This window comes from Streptomyces sp. NPDC050448 (assembly GCF_040655295.1).
Classification (GTDB): Bacteria; Actinomycetota; Actinomycetes; order Streptomycetales; family Streptomycetaceae; genus Streptomyces.
Genome location: NZ_JBFAJR010000055.1, coordinates 19,179 through 35,103, shown reverse-complemented (window position 1 = coordinate 35,103; position 15,925 = coordinate 19,179). Strand labels below are relative to the sequence as shown.

Sequence of the window (15,925 nt, the reverse complement as noted above, 5' to 3'; positions counted from 1 at the left end):
TCGTCGGCGAGGTCCAGGGCGACGGTGCCGTCGGCGGCGGGCCGTATGCTCACGCGCAGGGCTCCGGCGCCGGCGGCGTGCAGGGCGACGTCGGACCAGACGCTGCCGGGGGCGGTGCCCGCGGCCGGGGTACCGGCGTCCGGGTCGGCCAGGAGGGCCGCGGCGTACGCGGCGGCGTCCAGCAGCACCGGGTGCAGGCCGAAGGCGTCCCCCTGCGGGGCGCCCTCGGGAAGGCGCACCTGGGCGTAGTAGGCGCCGTCGCGGTGCCAGGCCGCCTCCACGGCCCGGAAGAGCGGGCCGCGCTGCGGACCGGGGGCCTGGCCGTCCGCGTCGGCCTCGTCTGCGGCCTCGGCGTAGAGGCGGCCGAGGTCGACGGCTTCGGCCCCGGCGGGCGGCCACTGGGCCAGGTCGGCGGGGGCTGCCTGCGGGGCGGGGGCGCCGGGGCGCAGGACACCGCGGGCGTGGCAGGTCCACGTACCGTCCTCGGTGGGAGCGCCGTCGGGACGGGCGGACACGGTGAAGGCGCGGCGGCCCCCCGCGTCCGGCTCCTCCACGAGCACCTGGATCCGTACGCCACCGTCGGCGGGCAGCGCGAGCGGGGCGTCGAGCGTCAGCTCCTCGATGTGCCCGCAGCCGGCCTGGTCGCCCGCACGGACGGCGAGCTCTACGAAGGCGGCACCGGCCAGGACGGCCGTACCGGACAGGGTGTGCTCGGCCAGCCAGGGCTGGGTGCGCACCGAGAGCCGGCCGGTGCACAGGACGCGGCCGGACCCGGCGAGGGTGACGGCGGCGCCGAGCAGCGGGTGGCCCGCGGGGTCGAGTCCGGCGACACCGAGGTCACCGGCCGCGGCGGTGCCGGGCTCCAGCCAGTAGCGCTCGTGCTGGAAGGCGTACGTGGGCAGGTCGACGCGGCGGGCGCCGGTGCCCGCGTAGTACGCGCTCCAGTCGACGGCTGCGCCGCGGGCGTGGGCCCGGGCGAGGGCGGCAAGGGCTGTCTCGGGCTCGGGGCGTCCGTCGCGCAGGGCGGGGACGAAGGCGGCACCGTCGTTGGTGACGCAGTCCTGGGCGAGGGCCGACAGGACGCCGCCGGGCCCGAGTTCGAGGTACGTCGTCACGCCCGCGGCTTCCAGGGCCCGGACGCCGTCAAGGAAGCGGACGGCCTCCCGGACGTGGCGGACCCAGAACTCGGCCGAGCCCATCTCGTCGGTGACGCGCGCACCGGTCAGGTTCGACACCACCGGAATGCGCGGGGCGGCGTACGTCAGGGACTCGGCCACCTCACGGAAGGCGTCGAGCATGCCGTCCATGTGGGGCGAGTGGAAGGCGTGACTGACCGTCAGCCGCTTGGTCTTGCGGTCGGCGAACGAAGCCACCACGGCCAGCGCGGCGTCCTCGTCCCCGGAAATGACCACCGACCGCGGGCCGTTGACGGCAGCGATGCCGACGCGGTCGGTCAGCAGCGGCAGGACCTCGTCCTCCGACGCCTGCACCGCGATCATCACACCGCCCGACGGCAGCGCCTGCATCAGACGACCCCGCGCGGCAACCAGCGCACACGCGTCCTCCAGCGAGAAGACACCCGCCACATGCGCGGCCGCGATCTCACCGATGGAGTGACCGGCGAGGAAGTCCGGCGTCAGGCCCCAGCTTTCCACGAGCCGGTACAGCGCCACCTCGACCGCGAACAGCGCGGGCTGCGCGTACTGCGTACGGTCCAGGACGGCCGCATCGTCGCCGAACAGCACTTCCTTCAGGGGCAGTTCCAGGCTCATCCCCGCACACACCGCATCCAGGGCGGCCGCGAACGCCGGGAAGGCGGCGTACAGCTCGCGCCCCATCCCGAGGCGCTGGCTGCCCTGACCGGTGAAGAGGAACGCCGTCCGGCCCTCGGCCACGGTGTCCGTGACCAGGCCCGCGGCCTCCTCCCCCGCGGCCAGCGCCGCGAGGGCGCCGTCGAGGTCGGCGTCGGTACGGCCGAGGAGGACAGCCCGGTGCTCCAGGACGGCGCGCGTGGTGGCCAGGGAGTGGCCGAGGTCCAGGGCGCAGGATCCGGCGGCCGCCCCGCTCCGGGCGGCGATCAGCCGTGCGGCCTGGGCTCGGAGGGCGGCGGCGCTGCGGCCGGACAGCGTCCAGGGCAGCAGGGCGGGCCGGACCGGGGCGGGGGCCGGGGCGGCCTCCTCGCCCTCGGGGACCTCCTGCGGCGGTGCCTGCTCGATGATCGTGTGGGCGTTGGTGCCGCTGACGCCGAAGGCGGAGACGGCCGCGCGGCGCGGGGCACCGGTCTCGGGCCAGGCCATGGCCTCGGTGAGCAGCGAGACGGCTCCGGCGGACCAGTCGACGTCGGGGGTCGGCTCGTCGACGTGCAGGGTCTTGGGCAGCACCCCGTGCTGCATCGCCATGACCATCTTGATGATGCCGGCGACGCCCGCGGCGGCCTGGGTGTGGCCGAGGTTGGACTTCAGCGATCCCAGGCGCAGCGGCCGGCCCTCCGGGCGCTCCTGCCCGTACGTGGCCAGCAGCGCCTGGGCCTCGATGGGGTCGCCCAGCGTCGTGCCGGTGCCGTGGGCCTCCACGACGTCGATCTCGGCGGCCGAGAGGCGGGCGCTCTCCAGGGCCTGGCGGATGACGCGCTGCTGGGAGGGCCCGTTGGGGGCGGTGAGGCCGTTGCTCGCGCCGTCCTGGTTGACGGCCGAACCCCGGACCACCGCGAGCACCGGGTGGCCGTTGCGGCGGGCGTCGGAGAGCCGTTCCACGAGCAGGACGCCGACGCCCTCGGACCAGCCGGTGCCGTCGGCGGCGGCGGCGAAGGACTTGCAGCGGCCGTCGGCGGCGAGGCCGCGCTGGCGGCTGAACTCGACGAAGACGTCCGGGGTGGGCATCACGCAGACGCCACCGACCAGGGCGAGCGAGCACTCGCGCTGCCGCAGGGACTGCCCGGCGAGGTGCAGGGCGACCAGGGAGGAGGAGCAGGCCGTGTCGATGGTGGCGGCCGGGCCTTCCAGGCCGAGGACGTAGGAGACGCGGCCGGACAGCACGCTGGTCGCGCCGCCGGTCAGCAGCAGCCCTTCGAGTCCTTCGGGAACCTCCCGCAGGTCGGCCCCGTACCCCATGGCTCCGGCGCCGATGTAGACGCCGGTACGGCTGCCGCGCACGGACGCGGGGTCGATTCCGGCGCGCTCGAATACCTCCCAGGAGGCTTCGAGGATCTGGCGCTGCTGCGGGTCCATCGCGAGGGCTTCGCGCGGCGATATGCCGAAGAACCCGGGGTCGAACGCAGCGGCCTCGGCGAGGAATCCGCCGCCTGTGTTGTAGAAGGTGCCCTTGCGGTCGGGGTCGGGGTCGGCGAGGGAGCCGATGTCCCAGCCGCGGTCCTCGGGGAAGCCGGTGATGGCGTCACCGCCGCCGTCGACCAGCCGCCACAGGTCCTCGGGGGACCGGACGCCGCCGGGGAAGCGGCAGCTCATCGCGACGATCGCGAGGGGTTCGTGGGCGTCCTGCTCGACCTCCTGGAGACGGCGGCGGGTCCGCCGCAGCTCCGTGGTCATCCACTTCAGGTTTTCGAGAAGCTTTTCTTCGTTCGCGCCGGCCACTGGAACGTCACCTCCTGGAGAAATGCGACTTGCTTGCGGTCATCGGATCGGGCATCAAGATCAGGCTTTTCCGAATTCGTTGTTGATGATGTCGAAGAGGTCTTCGGCGGACGCCGATTCGATGGCGGATTCCTCGTCCTCCGCGGCCTGCGCGGCACGGTCGGTCCTGGTCCAGTTCGCCAGGAGCGTTTCGAGCCGTGCCGTGACGCGGGTGCGTTCGGCGGCGTCGTCCTCGGGGACCGACGAGAGGAGGATCTCCAGCTTGTCGATCTCCGTGATCGCCGGGAGCGCGGGCGCGGTGTCCTCGCCGAGTAGTTCGCCGCGGAGGTGGGCGGCCAGGGCGGCCGGGGTGGGGTGGTCGAAGACGAGACTCGCGGGCAGGCGCAGTCCGGTGGCGGAGCCGAGCCGGGTGCGCAGGTCGACCGCGGCGAGCGAGTCGAAGCCGAGATCCTTGAAGGCGCGGCCCGCGGCGACCGTGGCGGCCCCGTCGTGGCCGAGGACCGCGGCGACGTGCTCGCGGACCAGGCCGAGCAGGGTCCGTTCGGCTTCGTCGGGGGTCATGCCCCGCAACTCGGCGAGGAGCCGCTCCGGTCCGGCCCCGGTACCGGCGTCGCCGCCCGTCCCGGAGCCGTGCTCCGGCTGCCCGGCGGCCAGTGCGCGCCGTACCTCGGGGAGGTCGGCGATCAGCGGGCGCGGACGGGCCGCGGTGAACGCCGGGGCGAAGATGTCCCAGCCGACGTCGGCGACGGTCACCGTCGTGTCCCCGGTGTCGAGGGCCCGCTGGAGGGCGGCGATCGACCGCTCGGGGTCCATGACCGGCAGGCCGCGGCGGCGCAGCTGCTCCGCCGCCTCCTCGTCGGCGACGAGCCCGCCCTCGCCCCACGGGCCCCAGGCCACGGCCGTGGCGTTGAGACCGCGGTCGCGACGCTGCTGGGCCAGGGCGTCGAGGTGGGCGTTGGCCGCCGCGTAGGCGGCCTGACCGCCGCTGCCCCAGACGCCGGCGATGGAGGAGAACAGGACGAAGGCGTCCAGCTCCGCGTCACCGAGCAGTTCGTCGAGGTGCTCGGCGCCGGTGACCTTGGCGGCGAGGACCGCCGCGAGGTCGCCGGGGCCGCTCTCGGCGAGCGGGGCGTACTGGCCGACGCCCGCAGTGTGGAACACGGCGGTCAGGGCCGGGCCGGAGCCGTCCTCGCCGAGGGAGGCGAGGAGCGTACGGAGGGACTCGCGGTCGGTGACGTCGCAGGCGACGGCCGTGGCCCGGGCTCCGAGGGCGGCGAGCTCGGCGATCAGCGCGTCGACGCCCTCGGCCCGCGGCCCGCGGCGGCCCGCCAGGACGAGGTGCTCGGCGCCGTGCGCGGCGAGCCAGCGGGCCACGTGCGCGCCGAGCGCACCCGTGCCGCCGGTGATCAGGACGGTTCCGCGGGGCCGCCAGGGGGCGCGGTCCTCCGCCGCCGGGGCGGCGTGGCCGATCCGGCGGGCGAGGAGCCCGGCGGACCGTACGGCGACCTGGTCCTCGTACGCGGACCCGGACGCGGACCCGGATCCGGACGCGGTGTCCGTCGCGCCGAGCACGGCCAGCAGCCGCTCCAGCGCCCGGCCGTCCGCGCCGGCGGGCAGGTCCACGAGACCGCCCCAGCGATCCGGGTGCTCCAGGGCGACGACCCGGCCGAATCCCCAGATCTGTGCCTGCGCGGCGCTGCGTACCCGGTCGGCGGGTCCGGTCGCGACAGCCCCGGCCGTGACGCACCACAGCGGTGCGTCGACCCCGGCGTCCCCGAGGGCCTGGACGAGCGCCCCGGTCAGGAGCAGCCCGGCCGGTGCGGCCGGGTGCGCCGGGTGCGGGGCCTCGGCGAAGGCCAGCAGCGACACCACGCCGTCGGCCTGGTCACCGGCGAGCGCGGTGCCCAGCAGGTCGGCCACGGCGGCACGGTCGGCCGTGGCCGCCTCCAGGACGACCTCGCGTACGTCGACGCCCTGCGCCCGGAGGGCGTCCGCGATCCCGGGGAGTGCGGAACCGGGCCCGGCGGGGACGGTGGTGACGACGAGCCAGGTGCCCGAGGGGCGCGCGGCCGTCTGCGGGTCGCCGAGCGGCTTCCAGGTGACGGCGTAGCGCCAGCCGTCGACGACCGAGCGCTCCGCGCTGCGGCGCCGCCAGGCGGACAGCGCCGGGAGCAGGTCGCTCAGCGGGCGGTCGGCGTCGATCTCCAGGGTGGCGGTGAGGGCGGTGAGGTCCTCGTTGTCGACGGCAGCCCAGAAGGCGGCGTCGACCGCACCGCCGGCCGCGGCAGCGGCCTCGGCGGACGCCGGGCGGGCGGCCTCCTCCAGCCAGTAGCGCGTCCGCTGGAAGGCGTAGGTCGGCAGGTCGACGCGGCGGGCACCGGTACCGGCGTAGTACGCGTCCCAGTCCACGGCGACGCCGTGGACGTGGACCAGCGCCAGGGCGGTGGCGAGGTCCTCGGGGCGGCCCTTGCGCAGGGCGGGGACGAAGACGGTGTCAGCGGTGTCGCCGGTGAGGCATTCCCGGGCGAGCGCGGACAGGACACCGTCCGGCCCGAGTTCGACGTAGGCGGTCACGCCCGCGGCCTCCAGCGCCCGCACCCCGTCGAGGAAGCGGACGGCTTCGCGGACGTGCCGGACCCAGAAGTCCGCCGACCCCATCTCGTCGGAGACCGGCGCACCGGTCAGGTTGGACACGACCGGGATGCGGGGCGCCGCGAAGGCGAGCCCCTCGACGACCTTGCGGAAGTCGCCCAGCATGCCGTCCATGAGCGGGGAGTGGAAGGCGTGGCTGACGGTGAGGCGCTTGGTCTTGCGGCCCCGCGCCTCGAAGACCGCGGCGATCGCGGTGGCCTCGTCCTCGTCACCGGCGATGACCACCGACTCCGGGCCGTTGACCGCGGCGATGCCGACGCGGTCGGCTCCGGCGAGGAGCGGCAGGACCTCGTCCTCCGCAGCCTGGACGGCGATCATCGCACCACCGGACGGCAGCGCCTGCATCAGGCGGCCCCGGGCGGCGACGAGCGCACAGGCGTCGTCGAGGGAGAACACACCCGCCACATGCGCGGCGGCGATCTCACCGATGGAGTGACCGGAGAGGAAGTCCGGCCGCAGACCCCAGCTCTCGACGAGCCGGTACAGGGCCACCTCGACGGCGAACAGCGCCGGCTGCGTGTACTCCGTACGGTCCAGCAGCTCCGCATCCGTGCCGAAGACGACATCCCGCAGCGGGAATTCGAGCAATCCGTCCATCCGGGCGCAGATCGCGTCCAGCGCGTCCGCGAAGGCCGGGTGGGCGTCGTACACCTCACGCCCCATCCCGAGCCGCTGGCTGCCCTGACCAGTGAACAGGAAGGCCAGAGCCCCGGCGTTCGCGGTTCCGCGGACCAGCCCCGCGGCGGACTCACCCGCAGCGAGCGCCTTCAGCGCGGCCCGGAACTCGGCCCGCTCGGCCGCGACCACGACGGCGCGGTGTTCGAGAGCCGACCTCGACGTGGCCAGGGAGTAGGCCACATCGGCGGGTTCGGCCCGCTCGTCCGCCGCGACGCGCTCGGCCAGGCGCTCGGCCTGGGCCCGCAGGGCCGTCTCGGTCTTCGCGGAGAGCACCCACGGCAGCAGGGCGGGCGCGGCCTGCGGGAGCACGGTCTGCTCGGCCTCGGCGCCCTCGGGGGCTTCCGGGGCCTGCTCGATGATCGTGTGGGCGTTGGTGCCGCTGAAGCCGAAGGAGGAGATGCCCGCGCGGCGCGGACGCCCCGTCTCGGGCCACGCGCGCAGCTCGGTCAGCAGCTCCACCTCACCGGCCGACCAGTCCACGTGCGGGGTCGGCTCGTCCACGTGCAGGGTCTGCGGAAGCACCCCGTGCTGCATCGCCAGCACCATTTTCATCACGCCCGCGACACCGGCCGCGGCCTGCGTGTGACCGATGTTCGACTTCACCGAACCCAGCAGCAACGGCCGTCCGGCCGACCGCTCCTGGCCGTACGTGGCCATCAGGGCCTGCGCCTCAATCGGATCACCCAGCTTCGTGCCGGTGCCGTGCGCCTCGACCGCGTCCACATCCCCGCCGGAGAGCCCGGCGCTCGCGAGAGCGGCGCGGATGACGCGCTGCTGCGAGGGGCCGTTCGGGGCGGTCAGGCCATTGCTGGCACCGTCCTGGTTGATCGCCGAACCCCGCACGATCGCGAGGACCGGGTGCCCGTTGCGCCGAGCGTCGGACAGCCGCTCCACGAGCAGCATGCCGACACCCTCACCCCAGCCCGTGCCATCGGCCGAGGCGGCGAAGGCCTTGATCCGGCCGTCCTCCGCCAACCCACGCTGACGGCTGAAATCGATGAAGGCACCGGGCGACGACATGACCGTCACACCGCCGGCCAGTGCCATGGAGCACTCGCCGCTGCGCAGGGCCTGAACGGCCAGGTGCAGGGCGACGAGGGAGGCGGAGCAGGCGGTGTCGACGGTCACGGCCGGGCCTTCGAGGCCGAAGGCGTACGAGAGTCGCCCGGAGACCACGCTCGCCGCGTTGCCCGTGCCCAGATATCCCTCGATGCCGTCCGGGACGGACTGGAGCGTGGCCCCGTAGTCCTGGCCGTTGGTGCCGACGAAGACACCGGCCTGGCTGCCGCGCAGTGACGCCGGGTCGATCCCGGCCCGTTCGAAAGCTTCCCAGGTGGTCTCCAGGAGCAGTCGCTGCTGGGGGTCCATGGCGAGGGCCTCGCGTGGCGAGATGCCGAAGAAGTCGGCGTCGAAGTCGGCGACGTCGTAGAGGAAGCCGCCCTCGCGGGCGTAGAAGGTGCCCTGCTGGTCGGGGTCCGGGCTGTAGAGCCGCTCCAGGTCCCAGCCACGGTCGACCGGGAACTCACCGATCGCGTCACCACCGGCCGCCAGCAGCTTCCACAGATCCTCGGGAGTCCGCACCCCACCGGGGAAGCGGCAGCTCATCGCCACGATCGCGATCGGATCGTCGTCCACCACCGTCACCACCGGACCACTGACCTCGACCTCGGTCCCCAGCAGCTCATCCCGCAAGAACGACGTGAGGGCGGAAGCCGTCGGGTAGTCGAAGATCAGCGTCGCCGGCAGACTCACACCCGTCGCCGCCCCGAGCCGGTTGCGCAGCTCCACGGCCGTCAGGGAGTCGAAGCCCAACTCCTTGAACGCCCGCTCCGCACCCACGGCCTCCGAACCGTCATGACCGAGCACCGCAGCCACATGCGTACGAACCAGGGCGAGCAGCTCGCGCTCCAGCTCGGCCGCGCCCAGACCGGCGAACCGGTCGGCGGGCGAAGCGGTGGCCTCGGCGGCGGCAGCGGATCCGGCGGGGCGGGTCTCGACCAGTTCGGCGAAGAGGCTGCTGGAGCGGACCACGGAGAAGGCGGGCGCGAAACGCTCCCACGCCACATCGGCCACCAGCAAGGCAGCCGCGTCACCGACCGCACCCACGCTCTGCCGCAGGACGGCCATGGCCGTCTCCGGCGCCATAGGCGGAAGGCCGTCGCGCCGCATCCGCGCGTCCATGGCTTCGTCGGCAGCCATACCGCCTTCGGCCCACGGACCCCAGGCGAGCGAGGTCGCGGCCAGACCGGCCGCCCGCCGCTGCTCGGCCAGAGCATCCAAGTAGGCGTTGGCGGCGGCGTAGTTGCCCTGTCCAGGGGCACCGACCATGCCGCTCATCGAGGAGAAGAGGACGAAGGCGTCAAGCTCGACCCCCAGCTCGACGGTCAGCTCGTGGAGGTTGAGGGCAGAGGTGGCCTTGGCCCGCAGCACATTCTCGAACCGCTCCGGCGTCAGCGCATCCAGAACACCGTCATCCAGCACACCAGCGGTGTGCACCACAGCCGTCAGCGTGTCGGCCTCGGCGGCCAGCAGCTCCCGCAACGCCTCCCGGTCAGAAACATCACAGGCAACGACAGACACATCGACACCGAGGTCGGCCACCAGCTCAGCCACACCAGGGGCATCCGGACCACGCCGACTGGTCAGCACCAGACGCTCAACACCCGCACCAGCCAGCCAACGAGCGACCCGGCCACCCAACGCACCCGTACCACCGGTCACCAACACCGTCCCGGAGGGCACCCAAGCCCCCTCGGCCCGGGCAGCACGCACCAGACGACGACCGAACACACCAGACGACCGGACAGCAACCTGATCCTCGACACCACCCAGAACGCCCACCAGGCGGCCCATGGCCCGCTCGTCCCACACCTCCGGCAGATCGACCAGACCACCCCAACGCTCCGGAACCTCCAACGCCGCAACCCGGCCCAGACCCCACACCTGCGCCTGAACAGGCGACACGAGCTTGTCGGAACGGCCCACACTCACCGCACCACGCGTCAGGCACCACAACGGCGCCCCCACCCCGGCATCACCCAGCGCCTGCACCAGACCAGCGGTAGCAACAAGCCCACCCGTCTCATCCAGCGCCAGCAACGACACCACACCAGCCACCGACCCAGCACCAGCCAGCAGACCTGCAAGACCCTCACGGTCCGCACCCGGCTCCACCACAACCCGGCGCACCCCAGCGCCCAGCGCCTCGACGACGGCCGTGTCATCCACACCCGCAGCCGGCACCACGACCAGCCACTCACCGTCCAGCACACCGGCAGACGCCGCCGTCAGCGGCTTCCACGACACCCGATAGCGCCAGCCGTCGACCTCGGACTGGGTCCGTACCCGGCGGCGCCACGCCGACAGGGCCGGGACCACCTCGCTCAGGGGCTGGTCTCCGTCCGCGTCCAGTTCGAGGGCAGCGGCCAGCGCGGCCACGTCCTCGTGCTCGACGGCGTCCCAGAACTCGCTGTCGGCGGGGTCAGTCCCGCGGGGCCCGGCGGCGGTCCGCCCGGCGGCCTCGGGGCGGGCGTTCATCCAGTACCGCCGGCGCTGGAAGGGGTACGTCGGCAGCTCCACCCGCTGCGCGCCCGTACCGGCGTAGAAGGCGGCCCAGTCCACGTCCGCGCCCTGGACGAACATCCGAGCGACGGCGTCGAGCAGGGTGGCGGCCTCGGGGCGGCCCGAGCGCAGTCCGGCGGCGAAGACGGGTGCCGCTGCCGTGGTGCCCTGCGTGTCGGTGGCGGCGGGGAGGCAGTCCTGGGCCATGGCCGTGAGGACGGGGTCGGGGCCGAGTTCGAGGAAGGAGTCGGCCCCGCGGGCCCGCAGGGTGCGTACGCCGTCGAGGAAGCGGACGGCGTCGCGGACGTGCCGGACCCAGTGCTCGGGGTCGGCCAGTTCGGCGGCGGTGGCCGTGGTGCCGGTGAGCAGGGAGACGACGGGCAGGGTGGGGGCGCCGTACTCCAGGACCTGCGCGACGCGGCGGAACCCGTCGAGCATGCCGTCCATGTGCGGGGAGTGGAAGGCGTGGCTGACGGTGAGGCGCTTGGTCTTGCGGCCCTGGGCCTCGAAGGCCTCGGCGACGGCGACGGCCGCGTCCTCGTCGCCGGCGATCACGACGGCCTGCGGTCCGTTGACGGCGGCGATGCTGACCCGGTCCGCCGTCAGGAGCGGCAGGACCTCGTCCTCCGCGGCCTGGACGGCGATCATTACGCCACCGCCCGGCAGCGCCTGCATCAGACGACCGCGCGCAGCGACCAGCGCACACGCGTCCTCCAGCGAGAAGACGCCCGCGACGTGCGCGGCGGCGATCTCACCGACGGAGTGGCCGGCCACGAACGACGGCCGCAGTCCCCAGGACTCGACGAGGCGGAACAGCGCCACCTCGATCGCGAAGAGGGCGGGCTGGGTGTATGCGGTCTGGTGCAGGAGTGCGGCGGCGGGGGTGCCCTTGGCCGCGAACAGGACGTCGAGCAGGGGGAGTTCGAGCTGCTCGTCCAGGTACCAGGCGGCGTCGTCGAGGGCGTCCGCGAACACCGGGTGGGACAGGTACAGCTCGCGGCCCATGCCGAGGCGCTGGCTGCCCTGGCCGGTGAAGAGGACGGCGGAGCGGCCGACGGCCGGGGCACCGTGGACGACGGCGGGTGCGTCGGTCCCGTCGGCGAGGGCGCGCAGGGCGTGCTGGAGAGCGGTGCGGTCGTCGCCGAGGACTACGGCGCGGTGGTCGAAGCGGCCTCGGGTGGTGGCGAGGGAGTGGCCGAGGTCGAGGGGGGTGGCGTCCGGGTGGGTGTCGATCCAGTCTCCGAGGCGGCTGGCTGCGGCGCGCAGGGCCTCGGGGGTCTTGGCGGACAGGGCCCAGGGCAGCGGGCCGGGCAGCTGCGCCGTCCCGTGCCCGGGCTCGGCGGCGGAGTCGTCCTCCGGCGCACCCGTACTCGCGGCCTCCGGCTCCTCGATGATGGCGTGGGCGTTGGTGCCGCTCATACCGAACGACGAGACGCCCGCCCGCCGCGGGGCGTCGGGCGAAGCCGGCCAGTCGACGGCCTCGGTCAGCAGGGATACGGCTCCGGCCTCCCAGTCGACGTGCGGGGTCGGCGCGTCGACGTGAAGGGTTTTGGGCAGCACTCCGTGGTGCATCGCCATGACCATCTTGATGACGCCGGCGACACCGGCGGCGGCCTGGGTGTGGCCGATGTTCGACTTCAAGGAGCCGAGCCGCAGCGGCCGGCCCTCGGGGCGGTCCTGCCCGTACGTGGCGAGCAGCGCCTGCGCCTCGATCGGGTCGCCGAGCTTCGTGCCGGTGCCATGGGCCTCGACGACGTCCACGTCGGCGGCGGTCAGGCCGGCGTTGGCGAGGGCCTGGCGGATGACGCGCTGCTGGGCGGGGCCGCTGGGGGCGGTCAGGCCGTTGCTGGCGCCGTCCTGGTTGATCGCGGTGCCGCGGACGACGGCCAGGACCTGGTGCCCGTTGCGGCGGGCGTCGGAGAGGCGCTCGACGACGAGCATGCCGACGCCCTCGCCCCAGGCGGTGCCGTCGGCGGCGGCCGCGAAGGGCTTGCAGCGGCCGTCGGGGGCGAGTCCGCGCTGGCGGCTGAAGGAGACGAAGGAGCCGGGGCTCGCCATGATCGCGACACCGCCGGCGAGGGCCAGGGAGCATTCGCCGGTGCGCAGGGCCTGGACGGCGAGGTGCAGGGCGGCGAGCGAGGAGGAGCAGGCGGTGTCGACGGTGACCGTGGGGCCTTCGAAGCCGAAGGTGTAGGCGATGCGGCCGGAGGCGACGCTCGCCGCGTTTCCGGTGACGAGGTAGCCCTCGAAGCCGTCCGCGGCGTCCTCGAGGCGGGGGCCGTATTCCTGGGTCTCGGCGCCGACGAATACGCCGACCTGGCCGCCGCGGAGTCCGGCGGGGTCGAGGCCGGCCCGGTCGAAGGCCTCCCAGGAGGTCTCCAGCAGCAGGCGCTGCTGCGGGTCCATGGCGAGGGCCTCGCGCGGGGATATCCCGAAGAAGGGGGCGTCGAATTCGTCGGCGTCGTGGAGGAATCCGCCTTCGCGGGTGTACGTGGTGCCGGACCGGTCGGGGTCGGCGTCGTACAGGGAGTCGAGGTTCCAGCCGCGTCCGGTGGGGAATTCCGAAATGGCGTCGGTGCCGTCGGCGACGAGTTCCCAGAGCGTTTCGGGGGAATGCACGCCGCCGGGGAAGCGGCAGCCGATTCCGACGATGGCGACCGGTTCGTCGCTGCTGATCGCGGCGGTGACGGGGGCCTCGGCGGGGGCGGTCAGTCCCAGCAGCTGCGTGTGGATGTGGCGGGCGAGGTGGTTCGGGGTGGGGTGGTCGAAGGCCAGGGTGATGGGCAGGAGCAGGCCCGTTCCGGCCACGAGCCGGGCGTGCAGGTCGACGGCGGCGAGGGAGTCGAAGCCGAGGTCGAGGAAGGAGCGGTGCGGGTCGAGGGTGGCGGGCGCGGAGTCGCGCATGGCGGCGGTGACCAGTGAGGAGACCCAGTCGAGGAGCTCGGTGTGCTGTTCGTCCGGGGTCAGCCCGGCGAGGCGCTCGCGCCAGCCTTCCCGGAGGTCGGCGGCAGTGACGCTGTCGGTTTCACCCTGGGTTCCGCCCGCCTGGGAGGCGCCGTCGATTTCGGCTGCGAAATCCTGGGAATCGTTCAACATCGTGCGCTCCATCACTCCGTGCACAGAAACCTGAGATCAGTGATGACCCTGGCACGGAGGAGTCGCCGCAGAAACCCCTATCACTCCCCTAGGGACCCCTATTCGGGGTCTTTTGCCGGGAGTCTTGGGCGACTCTGCGGGCGCAACCGAATCATGATGCCCCCGGCGCGCGGAGAATTGCAAGAATCCCGAAGCATAAATTATGGACGGGGAAAGGGGAAAATAGAGGAGGAGGGACGGTCGCGGGGACCGCCCCTCCTCCTCCCGGGGGTTCGCCAGTTGGTCTAGGGGCGGCGTTCGATGAACGGCGCCAGCAGGCCGGGTACGGCCTCCTCGGCGAAGGCGAGGCCGTCGGAGACCCGTACGTCGCGGACCTTGTAGACGCCGTTGCCCGCGGCGGTGGCGGCGCCCAGGGTGAGCAGTCCGGCCCGGCGCTGGAAGGCGGACCGGGTGATCGACCAGCCGATGATTCCGTCGCGCTGGAAGGCGACGGTGCGGCGGGTGAAGGTGCCGGCCCGGGTGACGAAGTAGGGGCCGTACAGGGCGTGGCCGAGGCTGCGGTAGGCGTCGTGGGCGAAGGCGGTGCCGATGAGGAACAGCACGACGGCCGTGATCCAGCCGGTGTGGACGAGGACCGGGGTGAGCCACAGCCCGATGCCGACGAACGGGGCGGCGAGCAGGGCGGCCCAGATCAGGGCGCGGTTGATCCTGCGGCGCAGGGCGGCCCGGGGGTGGGCGGCGAGGTCGGCGGCGGTCGTCGGGGAGACGGTCTCGCGCAGGACGTCGGCGGCGATCTCGCGGGCCAGGGCGACGGGGACGGGCGGGGTGAGGCGGCTGCGGCTGCTGTTCTCGTCCTCGTCGCCGAGGCCGCTGGCGACGGCCTTGACCCGGGCGCCGCGGGCCCAGCGCAGCAGGAGGGGTTCTGCGACTTCGACGCCGCGCAGGCGCTGTTCCTCGATGCTGACGGAGCGGGTGATGAGCAGGCCGCGGCGGACGCGGATCATGCCCGGTTCCTCGCGGTCGAGGCGGTAGGCGCCCCAGCCCTCGATGAAGGTGGCGGTGGAGCCGAGGACGCCGATGAGGACGAGGACGAGGAGGGTGACGAGGATGCCGTACCACAGGGGTACGGAGCCGAAGCGGGCCTCGATGTCCTTGACGATGCCCAGTTCCAGCGGGTCGATCTTCATCTCGTGCAGGGTGCGGTAGACGCTTCCGACGGCTATGAAGACGCCGCCGACGCCCCAGAGGGTCAGGGGGGCGTAGCGCAGCCAGGCCCAGTCGAGTTCGGCGATGGTGGTGTCGGCGGCGGGGTCGGCGGGGGCGAGCCCGTGGCGGGCCTGACGGAGTTCGCTGAGGTGCCGGTGGAGGGCTGCGGCATCGCGGACGGCGAGGCCCTCCAGGGACAGGCCGCCGGAGGCGGAGCCCTGGTCGCCGGTGGTGACCTTCAGGGAGGTGAGGCCGAAGATCCGGTGGAGGGGTTTGGCGGTCAGGTCGACGCTGCGGATGCGGTCGACGGGGACGGAGCGCTCACTGCGGAAGAAGTACCCCTTGTGGAGTTCCACGCGGTCGCCGGTGATCCGGTAGCGGGTGGTGAAGTACCGCATCAGGCTGATGCCGGAGATGACGAGGCAGGTGATGAGGAACGAGGCGCAGGTGATCAGGACCTGGAGGGTGACCTTGCCGCCGGCGAGGGCGGTGGTAGCGCCGAAGGTGGCCAGGGGGGCGGCCACCACGCTCAGGTTGACGAGGATCAGGCGGGGGTTGAGGCGCCCCCAGGTGTCGTCGGGGGTCCGGTCCGTGGTGAGCCGCACCGCGGTGTCGGGGCTCATGTGGCGTCTCCGGGTACGGCCTGGGTGGACCGGGTGAGGTGTTCCACGAGTTCGGTGGCGGTGCCGTGGTCGAGCCCCTTGATCTTCACGGCGCCCGCGGAGGAGGCGCTGGTGACGGTGATCCCGGAGAGCTTGAACAGCTGCTGGAGCGGGCCGCGGATCATGTCGACGGTCTGGACGCGGGAGAGGGGGACGACCCGCCAGCGCTGCCAGAGCCAGCCGGAGGCGGCGTAGACGGCCTCGTCGGTCACCTCCCAGCGGTGGACCCGGTAGCGCCATATCGGCATGACGCCCATGTAGAGGAGTCCGGGGACGAGGGCGACGAGGAAGAGCGGGCCGAAGACGAACCGGGCCGGTGCGATGGTGAGCCAGAGCACGCCGAAGACGAGCGGGAGCGGCAGGGCGAAGAGGGACGACTGGAGGGTCCACCAGCCGACGGCGCGGCTCTCGACGCGGTTGTGAGGCGGACGGAGCCTCAGTTCTTGGTTGTCTAGCACTGCTTCACCCTTGTTCCTGAAC

Annotated in this window: 4 protein-coding genes; all 4 read right to left on the bottom strand. The window is 73.4% G+C overall.

What is annotated here, in order from left to right; translation table 11 throughout:
• Window positions 1-3,590, bottom strand: a 3,590-nt coding sequence (locus tag AB0I68_RS36425) for a type I polyketide synthase (RefSeq protein ID WP_363181693.1), incomplete at its 3' end; no start/stop codon positions are given.
• 60 nt (window positions 3,591-3,650) lie between these two features.
• Window positions 3,651-13,577, bottom strand: coding sequence for a type I polyketide synthase (locus AB0I68_RS36420; protein ID WP_363181691.1), 9,927 nt, complete (start codon window positions 13,575-13,577; stop codon window positions 3,651-3,653).
• A gap of 284 nt (window positions 13,578-13,861) precedes the next feature.
• Window positions 13,862-15,406 carry a PH domain-containing protein gene (locus tag AB0I68_RS36415; protein ID WP_363181690.1) on the bottom strand — a complete coding sequence of 515 codons (1,545 nt, stop codon included), beginning with the start codon at window positions 15,404-15,406 and terminating at the stop codon, window positions 13,862-13,864.
• Window positions 15,403-15,903: a PH domain-containing protein gene (locus AB0I68_RS36410; protein ID WP_363181689.1), complete on the bottom strand. Its 501-nt coding sequence runs from the start codon at window positions 15,901-15,903 to the stop codon at window positions 15,403-15,405. The genes AB0I68_RS36415 and AB0I68_RS36410 overlap by 4 nt, the downstream gene beginning before the upstream one ends.
• Between the last annotated feature and the right edge of the window lie 22 nt (window positions 15,904-15,925).

Bases quoted from the DNA above. Each gene is read 5' to 3' on its own strand.
- AB0I68_RS36420 (WP_363181691.1), bottom strand. From the start codon at position 13,577: ATGTTGAACGATTCCCAGGATTTCGCAGCCGAAATCGACGGCGCCTCC.
- AB0I68_RS36415 (WP_363181690.1), bottom strand. From the start codon at position 15,406: ATGAGCCCCGACACCGCGGTGCGGCTCACCACGGACCGGACCCCCGAC.